General features: G+C 72.7%; 20 protein-coding genes. 8 read left to right on the top strand and 12 right to left on the bottom strand.

Features of this window, described 5'->3' with window-relative positions:
• The first annotated feature begins 98 nt into the window (after nucleotides 1-98).
• Genes HW566_RS06300 through HW566_RS06275 form a run of 6 tightly spaced genes read left to right on the top strand, consistent with a single transcriptional unit; the run spans nucleotide 99 to nucleotide 2,594 of the window.
• Complete coding sequence (locus HW566_RS06300) at nucleotides 99-596, top strand: Asp23/Gls24 family envelope stress response protein (protein WP_178011332.1); 498 nt, start codon at nucleotides 99-101, stop codon at nucleotides 594-596.
• Entirely contained in the window at nucleotides 593-784 is a 192-nt protein-coding gene (locus tag HW566_RS06295) for a DUF2273 domain-containing protein (protein ID WP_023952539.1), read from the top strand. The genes HW566_RS06300 and HW566_RS06295 overlap by 4 nt, the downstream gene beginning before the upstream one ends.
• Nucleotides 781-1,176 (top strand): hypothetical protein, encoded by a 396-nt coding sequence (locus tag HW566_RS06290; RefSeq protein ID WP_178011330.1) that lies wholly within the window; start codon nucleotides 781-783, stop codon nucleotides 1,174-1,176. The genes HW566_RS06295 and HW566_RS06290 overlap by 4 nt, the downstream gene beginning before the upstream one ends.
• Complete coding sequence (locus HW566_RS06285; protein ID WP_178011328.1) at nucleotides 1,173-1,757, top strand: DUF6286 domain-containing protein; 585 nt, start codon at nucleotides 1,173-1,175, stop codon at nucleotides 1,755-1,757. The genes HW566_RS06290 and HW566_RS06285 overlap by 4 nt, the downstream gene beginning before the upstream one ends.
• Nucleotides 1,754-2,368: a hypothetical protein gene (locus tag HW566_RS06280; RefSeq protein ID WP_178011326.1), complete on the top strand. Its 615-nt coding sequence runs from the start codon at nucleotides 1,754-1,756 to the stop codon at nucleotides 2,366-2,368. The genes HW566_RS06285 and HW566_RS06280 overlap by 4 nt, the downstream gene beginning before the upstream one ends.
• A 55-nt stretch (nucleotides 2,369-2,423) precedes the next feature.
• Nucleotides 2,424-2,594 carry a CsbD family protein gene (locus tag HW566_RS06275; protein ID WP_178011324.1) on the top strand — a complete coding sequence of 57 codons (171 nt, stop codon included), beginning with the start codon at nucleotides 2,424-2,426 and terminating at the stop codon, nucleotides 2,592-2,594.
• 144 nt (nucleotides 2,595-2,738) lie between these two features.
• On the opposite strand, the gene galK is transcribed toward HW566_RS06275, so the two are convergent.
• A complete protein-coding gene (galK, locus tag HW566_RS06270; RefSeq protein WP_178011323.1) occupies nucleotides 2,739-3,929 on the bottom strand; it encodes a galactokinase in 1,191 nt (396 codons plus the stop codon).
• Nucleotides 3,926-5,086: a galactose-1-phosphate uridylyltransferase gene (gene galT, locus HW566_RS06265; RefSeq protein ID WP_178014741.1), complete on the bottom strand. Its 1,161-nt coding sequence runs from the start codon at nucleotides 5,084-5,086 to the stop codon at nucleotides 3,926-3,928. Before galT ends, galK begins: the two co-directional genes overlap by 4 nt.
• A gap of 77 nt (nucleotides 5,087-5,163) precedes the next feature.
• Here galT and HW566_RS06260 point away from each other — a divergent pair, with 77 nt between their 5' ends.
• On the top strand, nucleotides 5,164-6,117 hold the full coding sequence (locus tag HW566_RS06260) for a LacI family DNA-binding transcriptional regulator (protein WP_178011322.1): 954 nt from the start codon (nucleotides 5,164-5,166) through the stop codon (nucleotides 6,115-6,117).
• 15 nt (nucleotides 6,118-6,132) lie between these two features.
• Here the strand turns inward: HW566_RS06260 and galE are convergent, their stop codons facing one another.
• From galE to HW566_RS06210, 10 genes are all read right to left on the bottom strand, one after another.
• A complete protein-coding gene (gene galE / locus HW566_RS06255) occupies nucleotides 6,133-7,110 on the bottom strand; it encodes a UDP-glucose 4-epimerase GalE (protein WP_178011321.1) in 978 nt (325 codons plus the stop codon).
• A gap of 40 nt (nucleotides 7,111-7,150) precedes the next feature.
• Nucleotides 7,151-8,920 (bottom strand): glycoside hydrolase family 35 protein, encoded by a 1,770-nt coding sequence (locus HW566_RS06250; protein WP_178011320.1) that lies wholly within the window; start codon nucleotides 8,918-8,920, stop codon nucleotides 7,151-7,153.
• A 175-nt stretch (nucleotides 8,921-9,095) separates the two neighbouring features.
• Entirely contained in the window at nucleotides 9,096-14,387 is a 5,292-nt protein-coding gene (locus HW566_RS16185; RefSeq protein ID WP_178011319.1) for a rhamnogalacturonan lyase family protein, read from the bottom strand.
• 226 nt (nucleotides 14,388-14,613) lie between these two features.
• Nucleotides 14,614-16,857, bottom strand: a complete 2,244-nt coding sequence (locus HW566_RS06240; RefSeq protein WP_178011318.1) for a beta-galactosidase — start codon at nucleotides 16,855-16,857, stop codon at nucleotides 14,614-14,616.
• Nucleotides 16,854-17,825: a serine hydrolase domain-containing protein gene (locus HW566_RS06235; RefSeq protein WP_178011317.1), complete on the bottom strand. Its 972-nt coding sequence runs from the start codon at nucleotides 17,823-17,825 to the stop codon at nucleotides 16,854-16,856. Before HW566_RS06235 ends, HW566_RS06240 begins: the two co-directional genes overlap by 4 nt.
• 2 nt (nucleotides 17,826-17,827) lie before the next feature.
• Nucleotides 17,828-18,949, bottom strand: a complete 1,122-nt coding sequence (locus HW566_RS06230; RefSeq protein WP_256728895.1) for a mandelate racemase/muconate lactonizing enzyme family protein — start codon at nucleotides 18,947-18,949, stop codon at nucleotides 17,828-17,830.
• On the bottom strand, nucleotides 18,946-19,845 hold the full coding sequence (locus HW566_RS06225; RefSeq protein WP_178011316.1) for a 5-dehydro-4-deoxyglucarate dehydratase: 900 nt from the start codon (nucleotides 19,843-19,845) through the stop codon (nucleotides 18,946-18,948). Before HW566_RS06225 ends, HW566_RS06230 begins: the two co-directional genes overlap by 4 nt.
• Complete coding sequence (locus tag HW566_RS06220) at nucleotides 19,842-20,783, bottom strand: NAD-dependent epimerase/dehydratase family protein (RefSeq protein ID WP_178011315.1); 942 nt, start codon at nucleotides 20,781-20,783, stop codon at nucleotides 19,842-19,844. The genes HW566_RS06225 and HW566_RS06220 overlap by 4 nt, the downstream gene beginning before the upstream one ends.
• Nucleotides 20,780-22,114: a Gfo/Idh/MocA family protein gene (locus tag HW566_RS06215; protein WP_178011314.1), complete on the bottom strand. Its 1,335-nt coding sequence runs from the start codon at nucleotides 22,112-22,114 to the stop codon at nucleotides 20,780-20,782. Before HW566_RS06215 ends, HW566_RS06220 begins: the two co-directional genes overlap by 4 nt.
• Nucleotides 22,115-22,291: 177 nt before the next feature.
• Nucleotides 22,292-23,299, bottom strand: coding sequence for a LacI family DNA-binding transcriptional regulator (locus HW566_RS06210; RefSeq protein WP_178014736.1), 1,008 nt, complete (start codon nucleotides 23,297-23,299; stop codon nucleotides 22,292-22,294).
• A gap of 88 nt (nucleotides 23,300-23,387) precedes the next feature.
• Between HW566_RS06210 and HW566_RS06205 the strand changes: the two genes are divergently transcribed.
• A complete protein-coding gene (locus HW566_RS06205) occupies nucleotides 23,388-24,425 on the top strand; it encodes a M24 family metallopeptidase (RefSeq protein WP_256728893.1) in 1,038 nt (345 codons plus the stop codon).
• Nucleotides 24,426-24,553: the final 128 nt, after the last annotated feature.

Below are 24,553 nucleotides of genomic sequence, written 5' to 3'. Positions count from 1 at the left end.
GAACCGGCCGCCCTCTTATCTGTAGAGCGAACGTAAACGCTCACCGAATGACGAGCCGAGAGCTTGCATCGGACCACGCAGACAGATAAGGAAACATCATGGCTGAGGACCAGAAGAACACGACCGCCGCCGCCGAGACCCCGAAGTCGCCGGCCGCCGCCCAGGCGTCCCGCGTCGACCGCACGTTCTCGTCGTCGCGGGTTCCGGCCGACACCGACGCCGCGGGCAAGACGACCATCTCCGATGGTGTCGTCGCCAAGGTCGCCGGTATCGCGGCCCGTGAGGTCGCCGGAGTGTACGCACTCGGTGGTGGCGGTGCCCGTGCCTTCGGCGCCATCCGCGATGCCGTCAACGCCACCGACCTGTCGCAGGGCGTCAAGGTCGAGGTCGGCGAGACCCAGGCCGCTGCCGACCTGACGATCGTCGTGGAGTACCCCGCGCCCATCCAGGAGGTCGCCGACAACGTGCGCGCCGCCGTCGCCGGTGCGATCAGCCGTCTGGTCGGTCTCGAGGTCGTCGAGGTCAACGTCGAGGTCAACGACGTGCACATCGCCGGCGCCGACGACGACAACGACTCGGAGTCGCGAGTCGCATGAGCGCCACCGTCTCGGGTGCACTGATCGGCGCGATCCTCGCCGCCGCCGCCCTGTTGTTCGGCTTCTGGGGATTCCTCCTCGTCGCCCTCTTCATGGCGATCGGTGCGGCGGTCGGTCGCATCGCGTCCGGCAAGCTCGACGTCCGCGGGCTGGCCGACGTGCTGACAGGTCGGCGCACCTCGTCATGACCGTCGCAGAGGCCATCCGTCCCGGTGGCGGCGTCACGGCCGCCACCGGCGCGACGTCCGGTGTCGCCGGACGGGTCGATGTGCGCGAGCGCGTGGTGCGGAAGGTCTCGGAACAGATCGCATCCCAGGTCATCGGAGTGGACGCCGACCGTGTGAAGGTCGCGGCATCCGATTACCGGGATGGGGTGGCCGTCCGCATCGACACGCCGATGCCCGTCCCGCCGCTGGACGACACCGCCGCGGTCCATGCCGCCGGTGCCGTCATCGACACCGTGCGCGAGATGCAGCGCCGGGTGCAGGAGCAGCTCGCCCAGGTGCTGGGCAAGCCGGTCACCCGCGTCGACATCACCGTGAGCGGTGCCACCACCCCCGTGAAGAGGAGAGTCAGATGAGCAGTCCGGTGCTGCGTCGCGTCGTGCGTCGGGAGACGCACTCGCCGCGCACGGTCGCGATGATCGTCGCGGTCGTGCTCGTGATCCTCGCCCTGGTGTACGTCGGTGTCGAGATCGTTCTGAACCTGCTCGGCCAGCCGGCCCTGCTGCTCGGCCCCGCCGCCTCCCTCGCCTGGGTCGTCGGGCTGCCGACGGAGGTGCCGGTGGGCGCGAGCATCGCCATCGGTGCGGTCATCGCCGTGCTGGGGCTCGTGCTGGTGCTGTTGGCCGTCACCCCGGGCCGGCTGTCCAAGCAGCAGCTGATGCTGGGTGAGAGCGCCGTCGTCGCAGACAACGGTGTGATCGCCTCGGCGATCGCGCAGCGCATCAGCGATGACAGCGGGCTGCCGCGCGATCAGGTGCGCGTGGGCGTCGGGCACCGGGCGGTCGATGTGACCGTCAGCCCGGCCGTCGGCGTCCCGCTCGACGAAGCGCGCGTGCGCGGCGTCGTCGACGACGAGCTGGAGTCGTACCGTCTGGCCACGCGCAAGCGCACCTCGGTGCGCGTCGAGCGTCCCCGTGATGGGGAGGAGAAAGCATGAACAACACCAATCGTGCCGTCAACCGCACGATCCTCCTGATCCTGGGTCTCGTGCTCGTGGCGATCGGCGGCGGCATCGTCACCAGCGCCGTCTGGCCGGCGGCCGCCGAGACGTGGACGAACATCGGCTCGGGTGCCGAGGGCTGGGCGAAGCAGGCGTGGGATGCCACGGTCATCGCCGGAACCAGCCTCACGTGGGTGGCCGTGGCCGTGCTCGCCGCTCTGCTCGTGCTCGTCGTGCTGCTGATCGTCCTCGTCGTCCGCAGCATCCACGGTCGGCGTCGGACCCCGCTGCGCGCGAGCGGCGCCGAGGGCGATCTCGGCCGCGTGACGGTCACCGAGGGGTTCGCCTCGGACGCCCTGAAGAACGCACTCGCCGAGCGCGACGAGATCCTCAGCGCCCGGGTGACGGCCAACGACGTTCGGCACGAGCCCGTGCTCCACATCAGCGTCACACCCCGACAGAACACCTCGCCCGTGCACGTCGCGGAGACCGTCGAGCGCCTCGTTGCCAATCTCGGCGTGCTCACCGGTCAGAAGCTGACCGCCTACATCTCGGTCCATACCGGACTGCGCGCGAAGCTGGCCCACGACCAGCGCCGCCTGTCCTGAGACCGCACCACCCCACCCGCCCCACCGGGGCATCAACCGCAGAGAGGAGCCCATCATGGGTCTCGACGACAAGATCAAGAACGCCGCCCAGGACATCGCCGGCAAGGCCAAGGAGGCCATCGGCAAGGCGACCGACAACGACAAGCTTCAGGCGGAGGGCAAGGCCGACCAGGTCAAGGCCGATGCCAAGAAGACCGGCGAGGACGTCAAGGACACCTTCAAGTAAGCAGCGACGAGAACGGGGGGATGCCGCTGCGGCATCCCCCCGTTCCGTGCGCGCCGGCACCCGACCGACCGGGGACGTCGCCGGGTCAGGACGATGTTTGGGGGATCGACCTGGCCCGACGAGGTCGCTCGGTCGCGCGCCGGCTCAGCCGTCGCGTCGGGCGCCGGCGGAGGGCGTGACGGGGAAGATCGTCGGGGCGGCGAAGCCAGCCGCGGTGAAGGCCTTCTCGACCGCGCGCGCGACAGCCTCGACGGACGCGGTCTCGACGAGGGCGATGGCGGCACCGCCGAACCCGCCGCCGGTCATCCGCGCCCCGATGGCGCCGGCACCGACGGCCGTCTCGACGGCGAGGTCGAGCTCGGGCACCGAGATCTCGAAGTCGTCGCGCATCGACACGTGCGAGGCGTCGAGCAGCGCGCCGATCGCGCGGGGGCCCGACGTGCGCAGCGTCTGCACCGTGTCGAGCACCCGCTGGTTCTCGGTCACGATGTGACGCACGCGCCGGAACGTCACGTCGTCGAGCAGCTCGGCGGCGCGGTCGAGGTCGGCGACCGCGAGGTCGCGCAGCATCGGAACGCCCATCACCCGGGCGCCCTTCTCGCACGATGCGCGACGCTCGCCGTAGCCGCCGGTCGAATGGGCGTGCTTGACGTTGGTGTCCATCACGAGCAGCGACAGTCCGGCCGCGGCGAAACCGAGGTCGACCTCCTCGGTCTGCAGCGAGCGGCAGTCCAGGAAGGTCGCGGCATCCGGTTCGCCGAGCATCGAGGCCATCTGGTCCATGATCCCCGTGGGGGCGCCCACCGCCTCGTTCTCGGCGCGGCGTCCCACCTGGGCCAGCGCGACACGGTCGAGGCCGAGGCCCCACAGCTCGTTCAGTGCCGATGCCGTCGCCCCCTCGATCGCGGCGGACGACGACAGGCCCGCCCCCACGGGCACGTCGGAGGCGAAGGCGAGATCGGCGCCGGTCAGCTTCGCCGGGTCCGCCTCGGTCGCCTGGATGAGCGCCCAGGCGACGCCGAGCGGGTATGCCGACCACTCGGGGACGGCGTGATCGCCGTCGACCGTGGGGAAGAGCGCGTCGAGGTCGGCGATCGCGACCTCGACCGGCACCGCGTCGAACGTCGAGATGACGCGCAGGCGGCCGTCGTCGCGCGTCGCGACGGCGACGTGGGTGCGATGCGGCGTCGCGAACGGGAAGACGAAGCCGTCGTTGTAGTCGGTGTGCTCGCCGATGAGGTTGACGCGTCCGGGCGCCGACCATTCGGATGACACCGCGCTGCCGAGGGAGGTCAGCAGGTCGCGGGCCTCGGCGCGCGGATCGGGCTCGGTCACAGGGTCACTCCTTCTACGGCGTCGCGGATGCGCGCGGCGGCGGTCTCGGGGGGGATGTCGCCGATCCAGGCGCCCATGGCTGCCTCGGAGCCGGCGAGGAACTTGAGCTTGTCGGCGGCTCGGCGCGGGCTCGTCAGCTGCAGGTGCAGGCGTGCGGTCTCGCGGGCATGGTTCACCGGCGCCTGGTGCCACGCGGCGATGTACGGGGTCGGTGTCTCGTACAGGGCATCGATCCCACGCAGTAGTCGCAGGTAGAGCGGCGCGAGCTCGTCGCGCTCGGCGGCCGAGGTCTCGGCGAAGTCGGCGACCTGGCGGTGCGGCAGGAGGTGCACCTCGATGGGCCAGCGTGCGGCGAACGGCACGAAGGCGGTCCAGTGCTCGCCGCGGAGGACGACGCGCGGCCCCGCCTGCTCGAACTCGAGGATGCGGGGGAACAGGTCGGGTGCCGTGCGGTCGATCGCGTCGAGCAGGCGCGTGGTGCGCGGGGTGATGTAGGGGTAGGCGTAGATCTGGCCGTGCGGGTGCGCCAGCGTCACCCCGATGGCCTCGCCGCGGTTCTCGAACGGGAAGACCTGCTCGATGCCGGGCAGCGCCGACAGGGCTGCGGTGCGATCCGCCCATGCCTCGATGACCGTGCGCGCGCGGGTCGCCGACTGCGTGCCGAACGAGCCGGAGTGCTCGGGCGAGAAGCAGACGACCTCGGTGCGTCCGACGCTCGTGCGGGTACGGCCGAGCCCGAGGTGCAGGAGGTCGTCGATGCCGCGCGGGGGGTCGGACGCCGCCGGGGCGCCCTCGAACGGGGTGGCGAGGGCGGGGCCGAAGGACGGCGACCTGTTCTCGAACACGGCGACGTCGTAGCGCGAGGGGATCTCCGACGGGTTGGTCGGGGTCTGCGGCGCGAGCGGGTCGAGTTCGGCGGGCGGGAGGAAGGCGCGGTTCTGCCGCGACGCGGCGATCGAGACCCAGTCGCCGGTGAGGATGTCCTGACGCATCGTCGCGGTCTCCGGGCGCGGGTCGAGCGTGCGCGCGTCGACGGCCCGTTCGGACCCGAGCGCGGTGTCGGGGTCGTCGTAGTAGATGAGCTCGCGACCGTCGTCGAGGCGGGTGGAGCGCTTGACGACGCCCGCGCCGAGCGGAACGGCGGGAGGATCGGGGATGTTCACGATAACACGCTACATTCCGCGCGTGATATCGTCAACACACTGCGGGGAGAGGGGTGGCCATGCGGGTGTCGATGAGTCAGGTGGCGGCTCACGCGGGGGTGTCGGCGCAGACGGTGTCGCGGGTGGCCAACGGCAGCCCGCGGGTCGACCCCGCGACGCGCGCGCGTGTCGAGGCGTCGATGGCGTCCCTCGGGTACCGCGTGCATCGTGCCGCGCGCGCCCTGCGCACCGGTCAGACCCGCACGATCGGCCTCGTCGTCTCGACCCTCGCCTCGGTCGGCAACTCCCGCATGCTCCAGGCCATCGCCGAGGCGGCAGGCGCCCGTGACTACGCCCTCGCGGTCGTGACGGTCGGCACACGCGAGATCGCCGAGGCCTTCGCGCGGCTGCGCGATCAGGGCGTCGACGGCGCCGTCGTCCTGAACGAGGCCACCCGCCTCGCCCGCGACACGACCCCGCCCCCCGACCTGCACCTCGTCGTGGTCGACTCGCCCCCCGACGACCGGTTCGCGATCGTCCAGACCGACCATGCCGCGGGGGCTCGGCTCGCGACCGAGCACCTGCTCGCGGCCGGCCACGCGACCGTGCATCATCTCGCCGGCCCCGAGACCTCGTTCGCTGCGCGCGAGCGCGAGCGCGGCTGGCGTGCCGCGCTCGTCGATGCGGGCGCGACGCCGCCCCATCCCGTGCGCGGGGACTGGACGTCGCGCACCGGGCACGCCGCGGGGGCGGCGCTCGCCGAGGCCACCGCCGTCTTCGCCGCCAACGATCAGATGGCCCTCGGCCTGCTGCGCGCCCTCGCCGACGCCGGACGACGCGTGCCGCACGACGTGGCCGTCGTCGGTTTCGACGACGTGGTGGATGCCGCGGAGTACCTGCCGCCGCTCACCACGATCCGGCAGGACTTCGACGTCCTCGGCACGCGCGCGGTCGAATCGCTCGTCGAGATGATCGAGAGCGGGGCGGCCGCGACGCTGCAGACGGTGCCCACCCGGCTCGTCGTGCGCGCCAGCTCGACCCGCTGACGCATGGCGGTCCGGTCAGGCGTTCGCCCGGCGGGCCTCCCACCCGGTGCGGACCATCTCGTCGACCGAGTAGCGGTTCGCCCACCCGAGGTCGCGTGCGGCCAGCTCGCCCGTGGCGACGATGCGATCCGGGTCGCCGGCGCGGCGCGGGCCGATCCGCGGGGTGAAGCCGATGCCGGTGACCCGGGCCATCGCATCCATGATCTCGCGGACCGACAGGCCGTTCTGCGAACCGAGGTTGTAGGCGGGCTCGATGCTCTCGCCGGCGGCGAGGCGCTGAGCGGCCACGACGTGCGCGGCGGCGATGTCGGCGACGTGCACGTAGTCGCGCACGTTGGTGCCGTCGGCTGTGGCGTAGTCGTCGCCGTTGATCTGCGGGATGTCGCCGGCGAGGAGCTTCTCGAAGACGATCGGGAACAGGTTGTGCGGGCTCGTGTCGTAGACCGACGGGTCGCCGGAGCCGACGACGTTGAAGTAGCGCAGCGAGGTGTGGCGCAGCGGCGCGAGGGAGTCGGCGGTGGCGACGGCCTGATCGCGCAGCAGCCATTCGCCGATGAGCTTGGACTCGCCGTAGGGCGAGGCCGGACGCTTGGGGAGATCCTCGGTCACGAGCGGCACGTCGGGGGTGCCGTAGACGGCCGCGCTCGACGAGAAGACGATCTTGTCGACCCCGGCCGTCGACATGGCCTCGAGGACGATGCGGGTGCCCTCCACGTTCTGCGCGTACGTGTGCAGGGGCCGGGTCACCGAGACGCCCGCGTACTTGTACCCGGCGACGTGGATGACGCCCTCGACGCCGTGCTCGCGAAGCGCGCCCTCGACGAGGGGTCGGTCGAGGATCGAGCCGCGGATGAACGGCACGCCCTCGGGCACGAAGCCCGCGTGTCCGCTCGACAGATCGTCGAGGACGACGGGTGCCAGACCCGCCGATGCGAGGGCGCGCACGACATGCGCGCCGATGTATCCGGCACCACCGGTGACCATCCAGCTCATGGCATCCATCCTGCCCGATGCGGGCGTCGGCCGATCACGCTCACTCCTCGCGGTGTCCGAGCTCGGGCCCGGCGACGAAGGCGGCGACGGGATCGACGACGTGCTCGAGCTCGACGACGACGATCTCGTTCGCCCCGGCGCGCGTCGCCGGTGCGGGGACGTACAGGGTGCGCTGCGGGCCGTTGCGCCAGTAGCGGCCGAGGAAGAACCCGTTGACGAACGCGTATCCCTTGCCCCAGGCATCGGTGTCGAGGAAGAGGTCGACGGGCTCGCCGAGCTCGAACGCGCCCACGAGGCCGGTCCGGCCGGCGCTCGCGTGATCCGCCGTGCCCGCGCCCGAGATCGCCGTCACCGTCTGCGGCAGCTCGACGGGGTGTGCCGACCATCCGGTCAGCTCGCGCCCGCCCAGGGTCACCGGACCGATGAGGCCCTTGCTCTCGCCGAGGCGGATGTCGTAGTTGACGCGTCCCTGGTCCTCGACGAGCACCGTCAGGCGCGATCCTCGGGGGACCGGCAGCGATCGCTCGTGCAGCGCGCGCTGCAGGCGCCCGATGGGCGCTCCGTCGACCGCGACCCACGCGAGATCGCGGACCTCCCCGAAGGCCAGCACGGCGGCATCGGCGTCTCCGAAGGCATCGGCGGGCAGCTCGACGTCGTAGCGCACGAGCGGTCCGAGCTGGCCGAGCTCCTCGAAGCTCGGCGGATGCGGCGCCGCCTCGGCGGCCTCGTCGCCGTGGTCGTGCCCCTCGACCAGCCAGTCGCCGGTGGGTCGCAGCGGCACCGAGAAGGCGGGGGCATCGGGGCGGGCGGGCGGAGCCTCTCCGGGCACGTCGGCGTAGCGGGCGATGACCTCGCGGAACGCGTGGTATTTCTCGGTCGGATGTCCCGACTCGTCGAGCGGGGCGTCGTAGTCGTACGAGGTGACGATGGGGGCGTAGCGGCCCTTGTCGTTGGCGCCGTTCGTGGTGCCGAAGTTCGAGCCGCCGTGGAGCATGTAGATGTTCACCGACGCTCCCGCGGCGAGCAGATCGTCGAGCTCGGATGCCGAAGCTGCGGCATCCGTGGTGTGGTGCACGCCGCCCCACCAGTCGAACCAGCCGTCCCAGAACTCCGAGCACATGAGGGGCCCGGTCGGCTGGTGCTCGCGGAGCGTCGCGAGGCGCGCGGTCGCGCGCGAGCCGAACGACCCGGTCGTGTGCAGGTCGGGGAGCGTGCCGGCCGCGAGCATGTGCGGCTCGGGCTGGTCGACGGTCGTCAGCGGCACCGTGATGTCGCAGTCGCGGGTGAGCTCGGTCAGCGTGCGGAGGTAGTCGTGGTCCGACCCGTAGGCACCGTACTCGTTCTCGATCTGCACCAGCACGACGTTGCCGCCGCGATCGATCTGTCGTGGGGCGACGATCTCGTAGACCCGGCGCAGGTAGGCGCTCACCGCCTCGACATACCGGGGCTCGGAGCGGCGCAGCCCGATGCCGGGCATGCTCGTGAGCCACACCGGCAGACCGCCGTTGTGCCACTCGGCGCAGATGTAGGGACCGGGACGGACGATCGCGTGCATGCCCTCGGCCGCGATGAGGTCGAGGAAGCGACCGAGGTCGTTCCAGCCCGTGGCATCCCACTCGCCGCGCACCGGCTCGTGGGCGTTCCAGGCGACGTAGGTCTCGATCGTGTTGAGCCCCATCAGCCGCGCCTTGCGGATGCGGTCGGTCCAGTGATCGGGATGGATGCGGAAGTAGTGCAGGGCACCGGCGATCACGCGGTGGGGGCGTCCGTCGAGGAGGAAGTCCGTCTCGCCGATGGTGAAGGTCGTCACGATGGTTCTCGATTCGTTCCGGGGCCGGGCGCGGTGAAAGCGCGTATGTTGACGTTAACACGGCGGCGCGCGCGGTGCCGGACCGCCCGGCGATCTGAGGCCGATCGCCGCTGCGACCGCCGCCCCGAGCGGGACGACGGTCGCAGCGGCCGGCTCTGTCGGCGCACGACGCCGGTCAGCGCACGACGACGGTCACCGGTCGCGACCGGGTGGCTCCCGCGTCGTTGGTGAACTCGGCGACGTACTCGTAGGTGCCGGGGCCCCGTCCGGTGACCGCGGTCTGCGCCCGTTGCGCCCCGGGCGAGGCGACCGTCAGCTGCTGCGTGTCGATCGCCTCGCCGTTCTCGTACAGCGTGTAGCCCGAGGCGTTGGTGCCCCACCACAGGTCGGTCGTCAGCGTGTAGGCGCCGTCGCGGTCGTGGTTGTCGTGCGAGACCACGGGGCGGCCGGGGGCGGCATCGGACACCGTGACCGTGGTGGACGCGGTCTGCGTCGTGCCCGCGGCGTTCACGAGCTCGCCGGTGTACACGTAGGTGCCGTTGGACCGTCCGGCGACCTCCACCGACGCCACCTGGGCCATCGGCGTGGCGGCCGACAACAGACGCGTCGCGATCAGCTCGCCGTTCTCGTACAGCCGGAACACCGACCCGTTCGTGCCCCACCACAGATTCATGGTGACGGTGAACGTGCCGTCGTGCAGACCGTCGTCCCAGCCGCTGGTGTTGTGCAGCGAGCCGCGGGCGGGGGCGCCAGTGGCCCCGTCGTCCTCGAAGACCACCACGCGCGTCTGCGCGGTGGCGACGAGGCCGTCGTGGTTCACGGCCCGCACGGTGAGCACGTGCTCACCGGTGAGGCCCGCGAGCTCGAGCAGCTCGTCCGCCGCGACGGGCTCGCCGTCCCAGGCGACATCCAGGGTGCGCACGCCCGATTCGGGGTCGTCTGCGGTGATGGCCAACGACAGCCGGTCGCTGTCGGCCAGGAGCAGCCCGTCCGCGGGGAGCCCCGAGATGACCGGGGCCGTCTCGTCCGTCGCTCCCGAGGAGTCGCCGGTCACCGCGATCGACGGCATCGGAGCGGGGGCCATGCCGTCGCCGATGAAGAAGCTCGGATGCGGGGGCTGGTTGTACCCGGTGTTCTGCCACGCGACCGCGACGCGGTACTGCATGTCGTGCATGAGCGTCGGGATGCGAAGCTCCGTCTCGTCGGTCGTGGCGTAGATGCGCAGCTCCGAGGAGTCGGCCGAACGCCACACGATCTCTTCGCGCCAGTCGCCGAACAGGTCGGCCTGCAGGTTGGGCGTGCCCTTCGTGCCGTTGTTCGAGCGCGCGCCCTCGTCCGAGAGCAGGAGCTCCTCGGCGCCCTCCTCCCAGTTCCACTTCGAGACCGTGGGGGTTCCCTGCGACGTCGCGGCGTTCCAGGAGTGATCGACGATCTCGCGCAGCGGGTCGCCGTCGAACCAGGCGAGGAAGTTCGCCGCGGGGATGCTGTCGCCGATGCGCTCGCCGGCGGCCGACATCAGATGCCCCTCGCGGGAGTTCCACGCGGCGTCGCCGCCGACGGCCCACCCCTCGGCTCCGGGATGCCGGGGATCGATGTCGCCCGACGCCGCTCGTCCGGTGTCGACGGTGGCGGGGATGTCCCACAGGATCTCGCCGGTGGCCGCATCGCGGAACGTCGCGCCGCGGTTGCCCGAGGCGGACATCGTCTCGTGGGCGGCGAAGACCTCGAGGCCGGGGCGCGCGGGGTCGAGGTCCGACACGTGCAGCGCGTCGCCGTGGCCGAGCCCGGTCGAGTACAGCACCTCGCCGTCGTCGTCGATGGTCGCCGAGCCGAAGACGATCTCGTCCTTGGCGTCGCCGTCGACATCGGCCACCGACATCGAGTGGTACCCCTGGCCGTAGACCGACTCCGACCCCTCGTCCTCGGTGTCGAGGACCCAACGCGTGCTGAGGGTCTGGCCGTCGAAGTCGAACGCGCCGATCACCGCACGGGTGTAGTACCCGCGGCTGAAGATCGCGCTGGGGCGCTCGCCGTCGAGGTAGGCCACCGAGGCGAGGAACCGGTCGACCCGGTTGCCGTAGGTGTCGCCCCACGACCCCACGTCGCCCCGCTGGGGGACGTAGTCGATCGTGTCGACGGCGGCGCCGGTGAGCCCGTCGAAGACGCTGAGGTACTCCGGTCCCTGCAGCACGTAGCCCGAGCTGTTGCGGTGGTCGGCGCCCGCGTTGCCGATGGGTCGGCCGGTGCCGTCGATCGTGCCGTCGGCCGTGCGGGTGATGAGCTCGGCCCGCCCGTCCCCGTCGAAGTCGTAGACCATCAGATCGGTGTAGTGGGCGCCGGCGCGGATGTTCACCCCCAGATCGATGCGCCACAGCCGCTCGCCGTCCATCCGGTAGGCGTCGACGTAGACGTTGCCGGTGTAGCCCGCCTGCGAGTTGTCCTTGGCGTTGGAGGGGTACCACTTGACGATGAGCTCGTAGGTGCCGTCGCCGTCGACGTCGCCGACGGTCGTGTCGTTGGCGGAGTAGGAGTACGGCTGGCCGTCCTTCGTGTAGGCGTCGGCCGGCTTCTGCAGGGGGACCGAGCGGTAGGCAGCGGTCTGCACCGAGACGGCATCCGACTCCGTCGTCTCGCGCTCGCCGTCGGCGCTCAGCCGGGTGACGAGGTAGGTCGCGTCGTCGGTCCCCTCGGCGTCGAGCAGGTTCGTCGTCTCGGTGACCGGCGCCTCGGTGATGCGCTCGCCGTCGCGGTAGACGTGGAACGCCGCATCGGCGGGGTCGGTTCCGAGCAGCCGCCACGACACGAGCACGCCGCCGTCGGTGCGGACGGCGGCGAGACCCCGGTCGAGGTACTCCGCCTGTCGCTGCAGCACCGTCGGTGCCGCCGTCTCGAGCTGCGCGGACGGTGTGCCCGCGCCTCCCGCGTTGACGGCGACCACGGTGTAGAAGTAGGGCACGGTGGTCAGCACGCCGCCGTCCACGAAGCGCGGCGCGTCGACGATCCCGACCAGCTCCCCGCGCTCGCCGGCGGTCTCGGAGCGGAAGACGAGCGTCGCCACGGCGTCGCCGGGGACCGTCCACGACAGTTCGATCTCGCGTTTGTCGATGCGTTCCGCGGTGAGGTCGGCGGGTGCCGCGGGCGCGGCGACGGCGGCGTCGATGAGGCTCGTCTCGACCGTCGCGGACGGGACGGACTCGAGGTCGGTCTGATCGATCGCGGTCACGTGGTAGGCGTAGTCGAGGCCGACCCGGGCGGTGCGGTCGACGTAGCCCGGCTCGGTGCTCGAGCCGATCAGCGCGGGGGCGGGGTCGAACTCCGAGCTGCGGTAGACGTTCCACCGCACTCCCGTCTCGGGCTCCCACGCGAGCGAGACGGTCGGAGCGGCGGGGTCGGCGTCGACGCCCGTCACGACCAGCCCCGACGGTCCGAGCAGGATGGGCGTGACCTCGAGGCCGTTGAGGCGGGTGCCGGCGGCCGCACCGTAGGCCTCGATGCTCAGCTGCCCGTCGGTGACGAGGAAGGGTCCGCGCAGCACCGCGGCGACCGACCCGCGGCCGGCGTTGCCGGAGCCTGCCTCCTTGCCCTCCACCCGGAAGCTGGTGCGGGTGGAGCCGATCCAGTCGCCCGAGAAGGTCTTGACCGAGTAGGTGCCGTTGGGCACGTCGAGGGCGAACGTCGAGCTGTCGCCGGGGAGGACGAAGTCGCGCACGAGGTCGTTCGACCCCTCGGCGGCGCCGCGGTCGCGTCCCGCGTTGGCGGGGAGCGTGTTCGTGAACCCGTAGCCGCGCTCGGCCGTGTAGCCCAGCGCCGGAGTGACCTCGGTGTATCCGGCGGCCAGCGGGTTGCCCGGCAGCTGGAAGTCGAAGCGGTACGCCGCCTGCTTGGTGGTGAACTCCACCGGCGCCGAGGGCTCGGACTCGCCGCGACCGTTGACGGCGACGACGCGGTAGCGCACGGTCGCCCCCTCGGGCAGGCCCTGCGCGAGGGTCGTCGGCTGGGTCACGGTTCCGACGAGCGTCCACGCGTCGGGGTCGTCGCCCGCCTGCTGGCGGAAGACCCGGTAGATGTCGGCCGTGGGCACGGCATCCCACTGCAGCGTCGCACCGGCGTTGCTGATCGCGCCGGCGACCAGGTTCTGCGGGGCGGCGGGAAGGTCGTCGGGCTGATCGGTGTCGGTGACCTTCTCGGCGAGCGGGTCGTCGAGTGCGGCGATGCCCTGGGCGACGAGGCGCGCCATCTGGATCGCGCCGTACTCCTGGAAGTGCGTGTCGTCGACCGTGCCCGCCGGGCGGTTGGGGAAGACGCCCGGGTCGACGTGCAGGAAGACCGCCTTGGCGGCCTCGGCGCCGATGCCGTCGAGGTACGCGCGGCTGGAGGCCGAGAGGTCGACGAGCGGCACGTCCTCCTCGGCGGCGAGCTCGGTCATCTTGGCGACGTACTCGGGGAAGCTGACGCGGAACAGGCCCGTGGCCGGGTCGACATCGCGCCGGGAGACGGGTGTGACGAGCACCGGGGTGGCGCCGCGCTGGCGCGCGCCGTCGACGTAGACGCGCAGATACTCCTTGTAGTCGGCCGGCGAGGCGTACCGGTCGTCGACGCCCTGCGTGGCGTCGTTGTGGCCGAACTGCACGAACAGGTAGTCGCCCGGGCGGATGGCGAGGAGCACCTCGTCGAGGCGGCCCTGCGTGATGAAGTTCTTCGAGGAGCGCCCGCCGATCGCGCGGTTGGTCACGGCGACGTCGTCGGCGAGGAACCGGTCGAGCATCTGCCCCCACCCCGCTTGCGGGGCGTAGGCGGTGGCGTCGTAGGTCTGCACGGTCGAGTCGCCGGTCAGGTAGGTCGTGGGGATCGATCCGGCCGGGCGTTCGCCCAGGCGCGTGATCGTCAGTGCGGCGAGGGATGCCGCGGTGCCGCCGACCTGCACGGTGAGGCGGCCGTCGACCAGAGCGATGGGGAAGGCCATCTCGAGGAACTCGCCGGCCGGCTTGGCGGTGGGCTGGACCTTCACGATGCCCTCGACGGTGAGGGTGATGTCGGTGGCGCCGCCGGCATCACCGGCGATGAGGGCGACGGAGTAGTCACCGGCGCCGAGGTCGACCTCGAACGTGCCGCCTTGAGCGGCCACGAAGTCCGACCGCAGCGCATCGTCGCCGCCGCGGTCGACGTCGGGTGTCGCCGCGGTCGGGGGTGCCGAGAAGCCGAAGCCCTGCTCGGGGTCGAACGCCGCGCCCGAGGTGACGCCGATCGCGTCCGCCGCGACCGCGCCCGGGCCGAAGTCGAAGGCGACCGCCTCGCCGGGGGCGAGGGGGCTCACCAGCGGCGACGCCGCGGAGACCGGGACGTCCTCCTCGGCGGCGGCAGCCGCGGCCGGGAGCAGCGTGCTGACGAGGACGGCAGCCGTGGTGACGGCGAGGGTGCGGTGGGTGGAGCGTCGGCGGGCGGGGACGGGGGGATGGCTCGCAGTCACGTTTCCTCCTGGACTTCATCGGCGAGAAGGGCATGCCGGACGACCTTCCCGAGAGCGGGAAGGGCGACAGGCGACCGGGGCGTCCGGAGGCGACCACGGGGCGGGGGATCGCGCTGCCGTCGATGGAAAGCGCATTCCGTACCGCGTGGACCGATCATCACACGTCGGCGGGCAAACGGCAACCGTCGGTGTCAGCGGGCGTCGAGGCGACCCCGCCGCCCGCTGCTCACGACGGGCGTCGCCAGGAACCCCGCACGCGCACCGACGCCTCGAGGCGCGTCGTCGCGGCATCGGCGCGTCGGGCCGCCGCCGCTGCAGCCAGGGCGACGGTCGATTCCGGGGCGAGCGCGAGCACCTGCACCGACACCTCGGTCCGATCCACGATCCCGACGTCGTGCAGCGACACCGACCAGCGCGTGCCGTCCCAGAAGCGGTCGTCCGCGATCGTGCCGTCCACGCGGAGCAGGCCGACGTCTCCGGCCCAGTCGAGGTCGAGCACGGCGTCGGCGTCCGGTTCGAGCGCTGCGGCGGGGATCCGCAGCCGGTACAGGGCCGCGCCGCGGTCGAGCGTCCCGGGGTCGGGTGCGCGGTGCCGCGGACCGGCGAAGCCGTAGTCCCGCGCGGCCGGACCGGCATCGCGGACGAGCTCGACGACGACGGGCATCCGCTCGGTCTCCGCAGGTCCCGTCCCGAGGTCGGTCCACCGGCGCGCGTCGGGGTCGTATCGGTCTGCGGCGGTGGCTCCCCGCAGCAGGGCGCCGTCGGCATCCCACGTCAGCTCGCCGTCGGTGAGCCACAGCTCGGGCCGCGCACCGGGGCGGACCCACAGCCGCTCGGCATCCGCGGCGCGGATCACGACGACGTCGAGATCGGGGTGACCGCGGTCGCCACCGGGCGCATCGCGCCCCGGCTCGACCGCTCGCGCGACGCCGTCGAGGCAGACCTCGACCGGCACGCCGGCATCCTCGAGCAGGACGAGCGTCGGGCGCTCACGACCCCGAAGCAGAGTGACCAACGACGCCGTCGCCCAGTCGACCCGGACGCCGCCGATCTCGAGCCCGACCGGCCAGCGGGCGAGGGTCCCGGGCGGCACGGTGATCGGGGTGCTCGGAAAGGCGGTCTCGCCGCCGTCGCGGCGCACGCGCAGCTGCACCCCGGACACGGCCTCGACCTGTTCGAACGGCTGGTGGTGCGAGATCACGACGACGCCCTCGTCGCCGTCGCATCGGAGCGCCCACCGGAGGGTCGTCCGGTCATCGAGCGACGCCGCGCGCACGTCGGGCAACGACGACGTCATGCGGGCGAGTCGATCGCCGAACGCTTCGAGGAAGGCGTGCTGGACGCGCAGCAACGGCGCGGACTCGGCGAGGTCGCCCGATTGGCCGATGGGCGCGTGGAAGTCGTACCCGAACTCGGGCATGTCGTTGGGGTAGCCCGTGTCGATGCTCTCCTGCAGCGCCGGCTCGGGGTTGCGACCGCCGACGAACATGTAATACCCCTGCCAGGCGGATCCGTTGCCGATCTTCAGGTGGGCGAGCGCTGCGACATCCCGGCCCGCCAGCACCGGGCGCCGATGGTAGGCGGTCGCCATCCCGCCGCCCAGCTCACAGGTGGCGGGAGGGAAGCCGTGCAGGTCGGCGGCGGCGCTCGCTGCCGCGAAGCCCTGGCTCGCCCGCACGTCGGCGCCCACCCCCGGGTCGTCCCAGTCGTGCGACGGGAAGTAGTGCGCGCGGAACGTCGGATCCCACGGTGCGTCCGGGTCGACCCAGAATCCGTCGGCGTACCCGCCGAAGACCGGGAGCACCTCGCCGTCGGGCAGCTCGGCGCCGCCCCAGGCGGTCGCCGTCCACAGCGGCGCCGACATCCCGGCCTCGCGCGCCAGGCGCTTGAGGGTGCGGAGGTGCTCGGGCCGGTCGTACAGCTCGTTCTCGAGCTGGATGCCGATGACCGGGCCGCCCGGGCGCGCGCGTCCGTCGAGGGCGGACCCGAGTTGCGCGAACCATTCGCGAACGAGCGTCAGGTACGCGGGGTCGTCGGTGCGGTGCGCGACCGGGGCGGCCTGCACCCAGTCGGGGAAGCCCCCGTTGCGCGACTCGCCGTGCGCCCAGGGACCGATCCGCAGCACGACGTCGAGCCCGGCGGCGGCGGCGACATCGACGAACGCGCCGATGTCGAGGTGCCCGTCGAATCGCGGGCGCCCGCGCTCGGGCACGTGATGGTTCCAGAACGCGTAGGTCGCGGCGATGCCCACCCCGGCGGCCGCGAGCTGTCGCATCCGCTCCTCCCAGCGGTGCCGGGGGAGGCGGCTGTAGTGCACCTCGCCTGAGACGGGGACCCAGCCGCGGCCGTCCCGCGAGAGCGCGCGATCGGTGACGGTGATGCCCCGCGCGCGCTCCGCCGGCTCGGGCAGCGCGGCCGGGGTCTCGGCCGTCGGCCAGCCGACGTGGGTGACCTCGTGCACCCCGCTCACAGGGCGCCGATGATCGCGTTGTCGAGTTCGTCGGCGTCGACGCCGGGTCGGAGTGCGCGGTTGGTCAGCAGCACCCAGGCGATGCCCGCGTCCGGGTGCACCCAGAACTCCGTCCCCGCCCAGCCGCCGTGACCGTACGCGTCCTGGGCGATGAGGCCCGGGGCGCGGCTGCGCAGGTTCCACGCGAAGCCCCAATCCTGTCCGCGCTCGGCCGGGTAGGGGTCGAGCCGGGGGATGTCGCCGGTGAGCGGGCGCAGCATCATCGCCAGGGTCGCGGGCGAGAGGATGCCGTCGCGGGCGCCCCCGTGGATGCGCAGCAACTCGGTGCCGAGGGCGAGCAGGTCGCTCGCCCGGCCCGCGAGGCCCGCCCCGGGGTTGCGCTGGGTCGCGAAGACCGCCATGTCGACCCCGGCGTCCGCGGCGTCGACCACGGGCGCGGTGCCGTCGAGATCGAGCGAGAGGCCGTCGGCCCCGATCGCGCCGGCCCACTCGGCGACGTCCTCGTGCCAGGGACGACCCGTCGCGTGCTCGACGAGGGCGGCGACCCCCTCGAAGGCGATCGTGGAGTACCGCGAGACCGAGCCGGCCGCGAAGTCCCGTCCGCGCCCCAGCAGCTCCTCCCGCAGCGGACGTGCGGTGTCGAGCGGCGGGTCGGCGATGCCGCTGGTGTGGCTGACGAGGTGCGCGAGCCGGACGACGTCGTCGCGCGCGGTGCCGAACTCCGGCAGTGCCCGGGTCAGCGGCGTGAGCGGGGTGAGCTCTCCGCGTTGCACGCTTCGGGCGGCGGTGATGCCCAGGAGCGCCTTCGTGATCGAGAACAGCGCGTAGCGGTCGTGCACGTCCGCCGAGACGGCGTCGAGGGCGAGAGTGCCGTGGGCGTCGGCGACGCCCAGCACGGCCGAGGGGAGGTTTCCGGCGGTCACGTGGCGGCGCGCCCAATCGAAGGCGGCGTCGAAGGTCGGCGTCATGCTCAGAGCCTACGGGAAGCGCTTTCTGCCTCGCCGTCGGGTGCTCGAAAGCGCAGGCCGAGGCCGACGTGGTCGCGCTCCCGTGCCCGCCCCCCGGCGATCTCGACGGGGGAGGCGTCGCGCAGCGCGCCGAGGTCGCCGAACCCGGCGTCCTCGACGTCCTCGACCCACGGCTCGGCGGCGGGGTCGGTGAGCGTGAGCGCGAGCTGCGTCGACAGCTCGGGCAGCAGGTGCGGGTGCACCGGTACGCCGGCATCCGAGGCGAGGGCGGCGATGCGTCGAAACGGCGTGATGCCGCCGACCCGCACGACGTTCGGCTGCACGATCTGCGCGGCGCCGCTGCGCAGCACCTCCGCGAAGCGGTGCTCGGTGTGCAGGTTCTCGCCCACGGCGATGGGGATGCGGGCGCTGCCCGCGAGCCGACGGGCGAGCTCGACGTGGCCGGCGATGTCGTCGGCGCGCAGGGGCTCCTCGATCCAGGCGGGACCCACGGCCGCGAGGACCTCGAGCGACCGGGTCGCGCGGTCGAGGTCCCACCGCTGGTTGGCGTCGATCATCAACTCGCGGTCGGGCCCGATCTGCTCGCGTACGGCCCGCAGCCGGTCGAGGTCCTCGGCGACCTCCGGTCTCCCGACCTTGACCTTGACGGCGTCGAACCCGCGGTCGATCCACCGCCGGGTCTGCGCGACGAGCTGATCGATGTCGTAGTGCAGGTTCACGCCGCTGCCATAGGCCCGCACACTCTCGCGGGTGCGCCCCAGCAGTGCCGACACCGGAGCTGCTGCGGCGCGCGCCTCGGCATCCCAGATCGCCAGATCGAGCCCCGCGAGGGCGATCGTCGTCACGCCGCCCCCGCCCGCCTCGTGGAGGTGCTCCCACATGCCCTGCCAGGCGGCGCCCGGCACGGCCGAGCGTCCCACCGCGGCGGGGGCGATGTCGTGTCGAAGGAGCGCGAGCACCGCCTCGGCGCCGATCTGCGGGGTCCAGGCGAACCCCCATCCCTCGGCGCCGTCGTCGCGCCTCAGGTGGGTCTGGATCACCCCGACCGAGGTGACATCGGGGCCCCAGGGGCGGGACAGCGGCACCCGGAGGAGGCGGGCGTCGAGGGCGGCGACCGCGCTCACAGCAGGGCGCGCCCGGCGTCGAGGATGTCGGCGAGGCGGCGCTCCTGGTCGGGCGTGGGGTCGACGAGCGGTGCTCGCACACCGCCGACGGCGGTGCCGCCCAGGCGAAGCCCGGCTTTGATCAGCGAGACCCCGAACCCGGGGGTCTCGTCGCGGAGCGCGACGAGGGGGGCGTAGAACCCGTCGAGCAGCTCGTGGCGGCGATCCTCGTCGCCGGCGACGTAGGCCCGGTAGTAGGCCACCGCGACCTCGGGGATCATCGCGAAGGCGGCCGACGAGTACAGCGGCACGCCGATGCCGCGGTAGGCGGCCTGCGTGAGCTCGGCGGTGAGCAGCCCGTTGAAGAACGCGAAGTCGTCTCGTCCCGCCGCGGTGACCGCACGCACGATCAGCTGGGTCGTGCCGATGTCGCCGGCGCCGTCCTTGAAGCCCACGACCCGCGGGTTCTCGGCGAGGTGCCGCATGGATGCCGGGGTGAACTGCGCGTTCGCCCGGTGGTAGACGATGACGGGCAGGTCGGATGCCGCCGCCACGGCCTCGACGTACGCGACGAGCCCGGCCTGCGGCCCGCCGACCAGGTACGGCGGCAGCACGAGCAGCGCGTCGGCACCCGCTTCGGCGGCGCCTCGTGCGGTCGCCACGGCGTGTCCGAGCGGGCCGCCGGTGCCCGCGACGACCGGCACCCGGCCGGCGACGGCGGCGACCGAGGTCTGCACGACCGCCGTCGCCTCGGACGCCGAGAGCGCGTGGAACTCTCCCGTCCCGCAGGCCGGGAACACCCCGCCGGCGCCGTGGGTCACCCCGCCGGCGACGTGTGCGCCCAGCAGGTCGTGGTCGATCGATCCCGTGGCCGTGAAGGGGGTGACGGGGAAGAAGAGGATGCCGTCGAATCTCATGCCGGCACGTCCTTTCGGGTGTCGGGCGGCGAGAGCGGCGCGGCATCCGCGAGCTCGGTGCGCCACGAGTGGCGAGGGGACCAGCCCAGCAGTCGTCGGGCCTTGGCTGAGGAGAACGCCGGAGCGGTGCCGGTGAGCACGGCGGCGACGCTCGTCGTCCCGGGGTGGAAGCGTGGGATGAGGGCGGCCAGCGGCTCGCGCGCGAGCGCGTCGTCGGCGCCGACGAAGAAGGTCTCGGCGTTCGGGATCGTCGGCAGCGCCGTCAGCAGCGCATCGACGAAGGACGCGACGTCGCGGGCGTCGACGTAGTTGAACAGGGCCGGGGCGGCGAGGCTCGGGTCGTCCAGTCGCTCGCGCACCGTGTTGCCCTGCTGCGTGGGGGCGCCCGCCCACTCCTCGGGTGCGATGACGTAGCAGGGGCGGAACGCAGCCCATCGCACGTCGTCGCCGGTCTGACGGTGCAGCATCCCCATCGTCTGCTCGATGACGAGCTTCGACAGCGCATAGCTGTTCCACGGCGCGGGCGGTGTCTGCTCGTCGAGGGGGAACCGATCGGGCACCCAGCCCCGCGGTGCGCCGTAGCCGAGGACCGTGGGGCTGGAGGCCGCGACGATCTTCGGGATGCCGGCGGCGACGGCGCCCCCGAGCACCGACACCGCGAGCGCGGAGTTCGTGCGCATGATGACGTCCTCGGGGGCGCTGAACGGCACCGCGATCGCCGCGAGGTGCACGAGCGCCCCCGCATGCTGGGCGCGGAGGGCCGACACGGTCGCCTCCGCATCGAGGAGGTCGATCGCGACCTGGTCGGCTCCGCGCAGCTCGGGCGCGTCCGAGAGGGCGCGGTCGAACGACACGACCCGGTGCCCGGCGGCGAGGAGCCCCGCGACGAGGCTGCGTCCCAGTCGACCGGCGCCGCCGGTGACGACGATGCGGGTCATCGCTCGCGGTCGAACAGGCGGATTCCGAGCTCGGAGGTCGCGACCGGCAGCCCCGAGGCGAGCGAGAGGTTGCCGGCGATGCCGACGGCGATCGACCGGATGCCGTCGCGCCAGCCGGCCGGCCGGCCGAGCGGGTCGTCGCCGGGTCCGACGAAGACATCGGCGAGGAGCAGCTCATCGCCGCCGCCGTGTCCTCCGGGGCCGCCCGCGATCGGCACCTCGACGGCGTCCTCCCAGTGGCGCTGCACCAGCAGCCGTTCGCCCTGCGGGCGCAGCGATGCGGGGCCCGTGGCGGCCACGGCCGAGGGGTCGAGCACCGGGTGCAGCGCCTCGTCGGCGAACACCGCGCCGCGTTCGACGACGTCGAGTTCGGCGCGGCCCTCGGTGCCGTTGACCGCGACCCGGTAGCCCTCCCAGGGTGCGTGGGCGTTGAGGGAGTACGACATCGTCGCGCCGCCGGCGTAGTCGACCACGAGGGCGAGGTTGTCCTCGATCGTGATCCCCTCACCGAAGACGTCGCGATCGCGGAGGTACCCGTCGTGCCGCTCGGCGTCGAGGTACAGCGAGCGCAGACGGTCGTCGTCGCGGAGGTCGAGCTCGAACGGGTCGTGGCTGCCGTCGTGGGTGCCCCGGTCGGGGCGCTCGCCGAGACCTCGTGCCCGGGCGTTCTCCGCGCCGTAGAAGCGCAGGCCGCCCGAGGCGAAGACGCGACGCGGCTCGTCGCGGAGCCACCAGTTGACGAGATCGAAGTGGTGGCTCGCCTTGTGGACGAGGAGGCCGCCCGAGTGCTCCTTCTCGCGGTGCCACCGCCGGAAGTAGTCCGCGCCGTGCTTCGTGTCGAGCATCCACGAGAAGTCCACCGACGTGACCCGTCCGATGCGGCCGTCCTGGATGACCTGGCGCAGCGCGCTGTTGCGGGGGGAGTAGCGGTAGTTGAAGGTGAGCACGACCGAGCCGCCGGTGCGTTCCACGGCGGCCTCGATCGCGGCCGCACTGGGGGCGTCGATCGTCAGCGGCTTCTCGACGACGACGTCGGCGCCCGCGTCGAGGGCTCGGACGATGAGCGGCGCGTGCAGGTCGTCGCGGGCGGTGATGACGACCCGGTCCACGCGGGCGTCCCGGATCGCCGTCTCGAGGTCGTCGGGCGCCCACAGCGTCGGGGCCGAGGATCCCCGGGCGACGGCGCGATCGCGGGCGAGCTCGGCGCGCACCGGGTTCGGCTCGCAGATGGCGACGAGTTCGGCGCGATCGGCGTACGTTCCGGTGATGGCGTCGACGTACATCTGGGCACGGTGTCCTGCGCCCACCAGGGCGTAGCGCGTGCGGGTCATGGCTCTCCTCCGGCGTGGGGTCCGAGAGGCGTCGGTGAGGTCGTGCGCTCTCAGGAAACGTTTTCTCACGGTAGCACGCGGCCTGTTCGGCGACCAGGGTGCAGACGCACCTGCGTCGTCCGGCAGGGTCGCCCGCGTCCGCGGGGTGCTTCGCCGATGGGCCTCCGGATGCGGGCGTCAGCGAGTCGGCTCGTGCGGGCCGAGCGCACCGGTGCTGCCGCGCACGACGACCTCCGGCGAGAGCACGAGAGCCGGGGCCGGGGTGCGTCCCTGCAGCAGGTCGCGCAGTGCCGCCCATGCTCGGGCGCCGAGCTCGCCCATCGGCACCGCGGCGGTGGTGAGCGCAGGCGAGGTGTACCGGGCGAACGGGATGTCGTCGAACCCGGCGATCGAGAGGCGGCCGGGTACCGCGACGCCTCGTTCGCTCGCGGCGCTCAGCAGCCCCATCGCCGACAGATCGTTGAACGCGAGCACGGCGGTGGCGCCGGAGGCGAGCACGTCGTCGAGGGCGCCGGCGCCGCTGGCGAAGTCGACGCCCGCCGGGATCTCGATGATCGTGCAGTCTGCGAGCTCGCTGCGCGCGGCTTCGAGGGCCTGGCGGCGCTGGGCGCTGGACGCGCTGTGCGGGGCGCCCGCCAGGTAGGCGAAGCTGCGGTGTCCTCGGTCGTACAGGTGGTCGACGATCGCGCGCAGCGGCGTGCGGTAGTCGGCTGCCACACTCGGGGCGCCTCCGGTCCGGTTGACCAGGACGACGGGGGCGACCTCGCGCACCACCTCGGACAGCTGCTCATCGCTCATGCGCGGCGCGCAGAGGATGAGCCCGTCGGAGCGGCGACGTGATTCGAGCGCGAGCAGGCGCTCGTCCTCGACGCGCTCGTCGGAGTCGGCGATCAGGACGTGGTAGCCGTCCGCGACGGCGGCGCGGCTCAGTCCTCGGAGCATCCCCTGGAACGTGGGGTTCGCGAGGTCGGGCACGACGACCGAGATCGTCTGGGTCCGTCCGAGCACGAGACTGCGCGCGAGCGGGTTGGCGGAGTAGCCGAGCTCGGCGGCCGAGGCGCGCACGCGCGCCGCCAGGGCGGGATCGACGGTGGCGTTTCCGTTCATGACGCGCGAGACGGTCGCGAGCGACACACCCGCGTGCGCGGCGACGTCGGTGATCGTCGTCTGCCTGGTTCCGGCCATCGTGATCGCCACCCCCTCAGCGTGTCGCCATACTATGCGAGGAAACGTTTTACGACGGGGGACGAAGATGTCGGCGACGGGTGCGGCGATGCCGGCAGAACGCGAGATCAAGCAGCGCCGGGTCGCCGCCGTCCGAGAGCGCGCCGGCGCCGACGCCGTCGTGCTCTCCTCGCACGAGGCGCTGTCGTGGTATCTCGGCGGCGTCCGGACCCACGTGTCGCTGGCGGGTCCGCCGGTGCTCGCCGTGCGAGCCGCGCACGACGGCGACACTCTCTTCGTCTCGGACAACGAGGCCGATCGCCTCATCGCCGAGGAGTTCGCCGCCGGTGACGGTGACCGCGTCGTGCGTGTGCCGTGGCACCGTTCGGTGAGCACGATGGCCGGCGAGGCGCCGGGCGCGGTAGGCGAGGCGGCGCTCGGCGACGCGCTGCGGGCTGCGCGCGCGGAGCTGCTCCCCGTCGAGGTCGACCGCTATCGCGCGCTCGGGCGCGAGGTCGCCGAGGTGCTCACCGAGGTGGCGCGGGAGGTGCGGCCGTCGACGAGCGAGCGGAATGCGGCGGCGATCGCGGCACAGGGACTCGTCGAACGGGGGATCGATCCGTTGGTCGTGCTCGTCGCCGGCGTGGACCGGCTGCCGCATCGGCATCCGCTTCCCACGACCGGGCCGCTGGGCGATCGCGCGATGCTCGTGGTGTGCGGGCGGCGCCAGGGGCTCATCGCCAATGCCACGCGCTGGGTGGGGCGTGCGGGCGTCGACGACGAGCGGATCCTCGCCGTCGAGGCGGCGTTCCTCGCCGCGACGCGCCCCGGGGCGCGTCTGGACCGCGTGTTCGCGGCGGGCTGCGATGGCTACGGTGCAGCGGGCTTCGCCTCGGACGAGTGGGAGCGGCACCACCAGGGTGGGCCGACGGGATACGCGGGCCGCGACCCGCGTGCGACCGCCGAGACCCGCGACGTCGTGTCGGCGCGACATGCTTTCGCCTGGAATCCGAGCGCACCGGGCGCCAAGGTCGAGGACACCGTCATCGTGTCGGAGACGGGTGTCGAGGTCGTCACGAGCGACGCGGATTGGCCGGTGACGACCGTCGCGGGTCTCGCGCGTCCTCTCGCGCGTCCGTACGACTGACCGCCGGACCGCAGCGCACGCGGGCTGCGCCTTCTGCGGCCGCTCGCTGGCGTGCGGGCGGTCGTCGGGGCAGATGGCCCGCGGGCTGCGCCTTTCTGTGGTCGCTCGCGTGGCCGTGCGATTGACCG

The organism is Microbacterium oleivorans, assembly GCF_013389665.1.
Classification (GTDB): Bacteria; Actinomycetota; Actinomycetes; order Actinomycetales; family Microbacteriaceae; genus Microbacterium; species Microbacterium oleivorans_C.
Note: the sequence above shows the minus strand (reverse complement) of the source record. Positions and strands in the feature narration are given on the sequence as shown.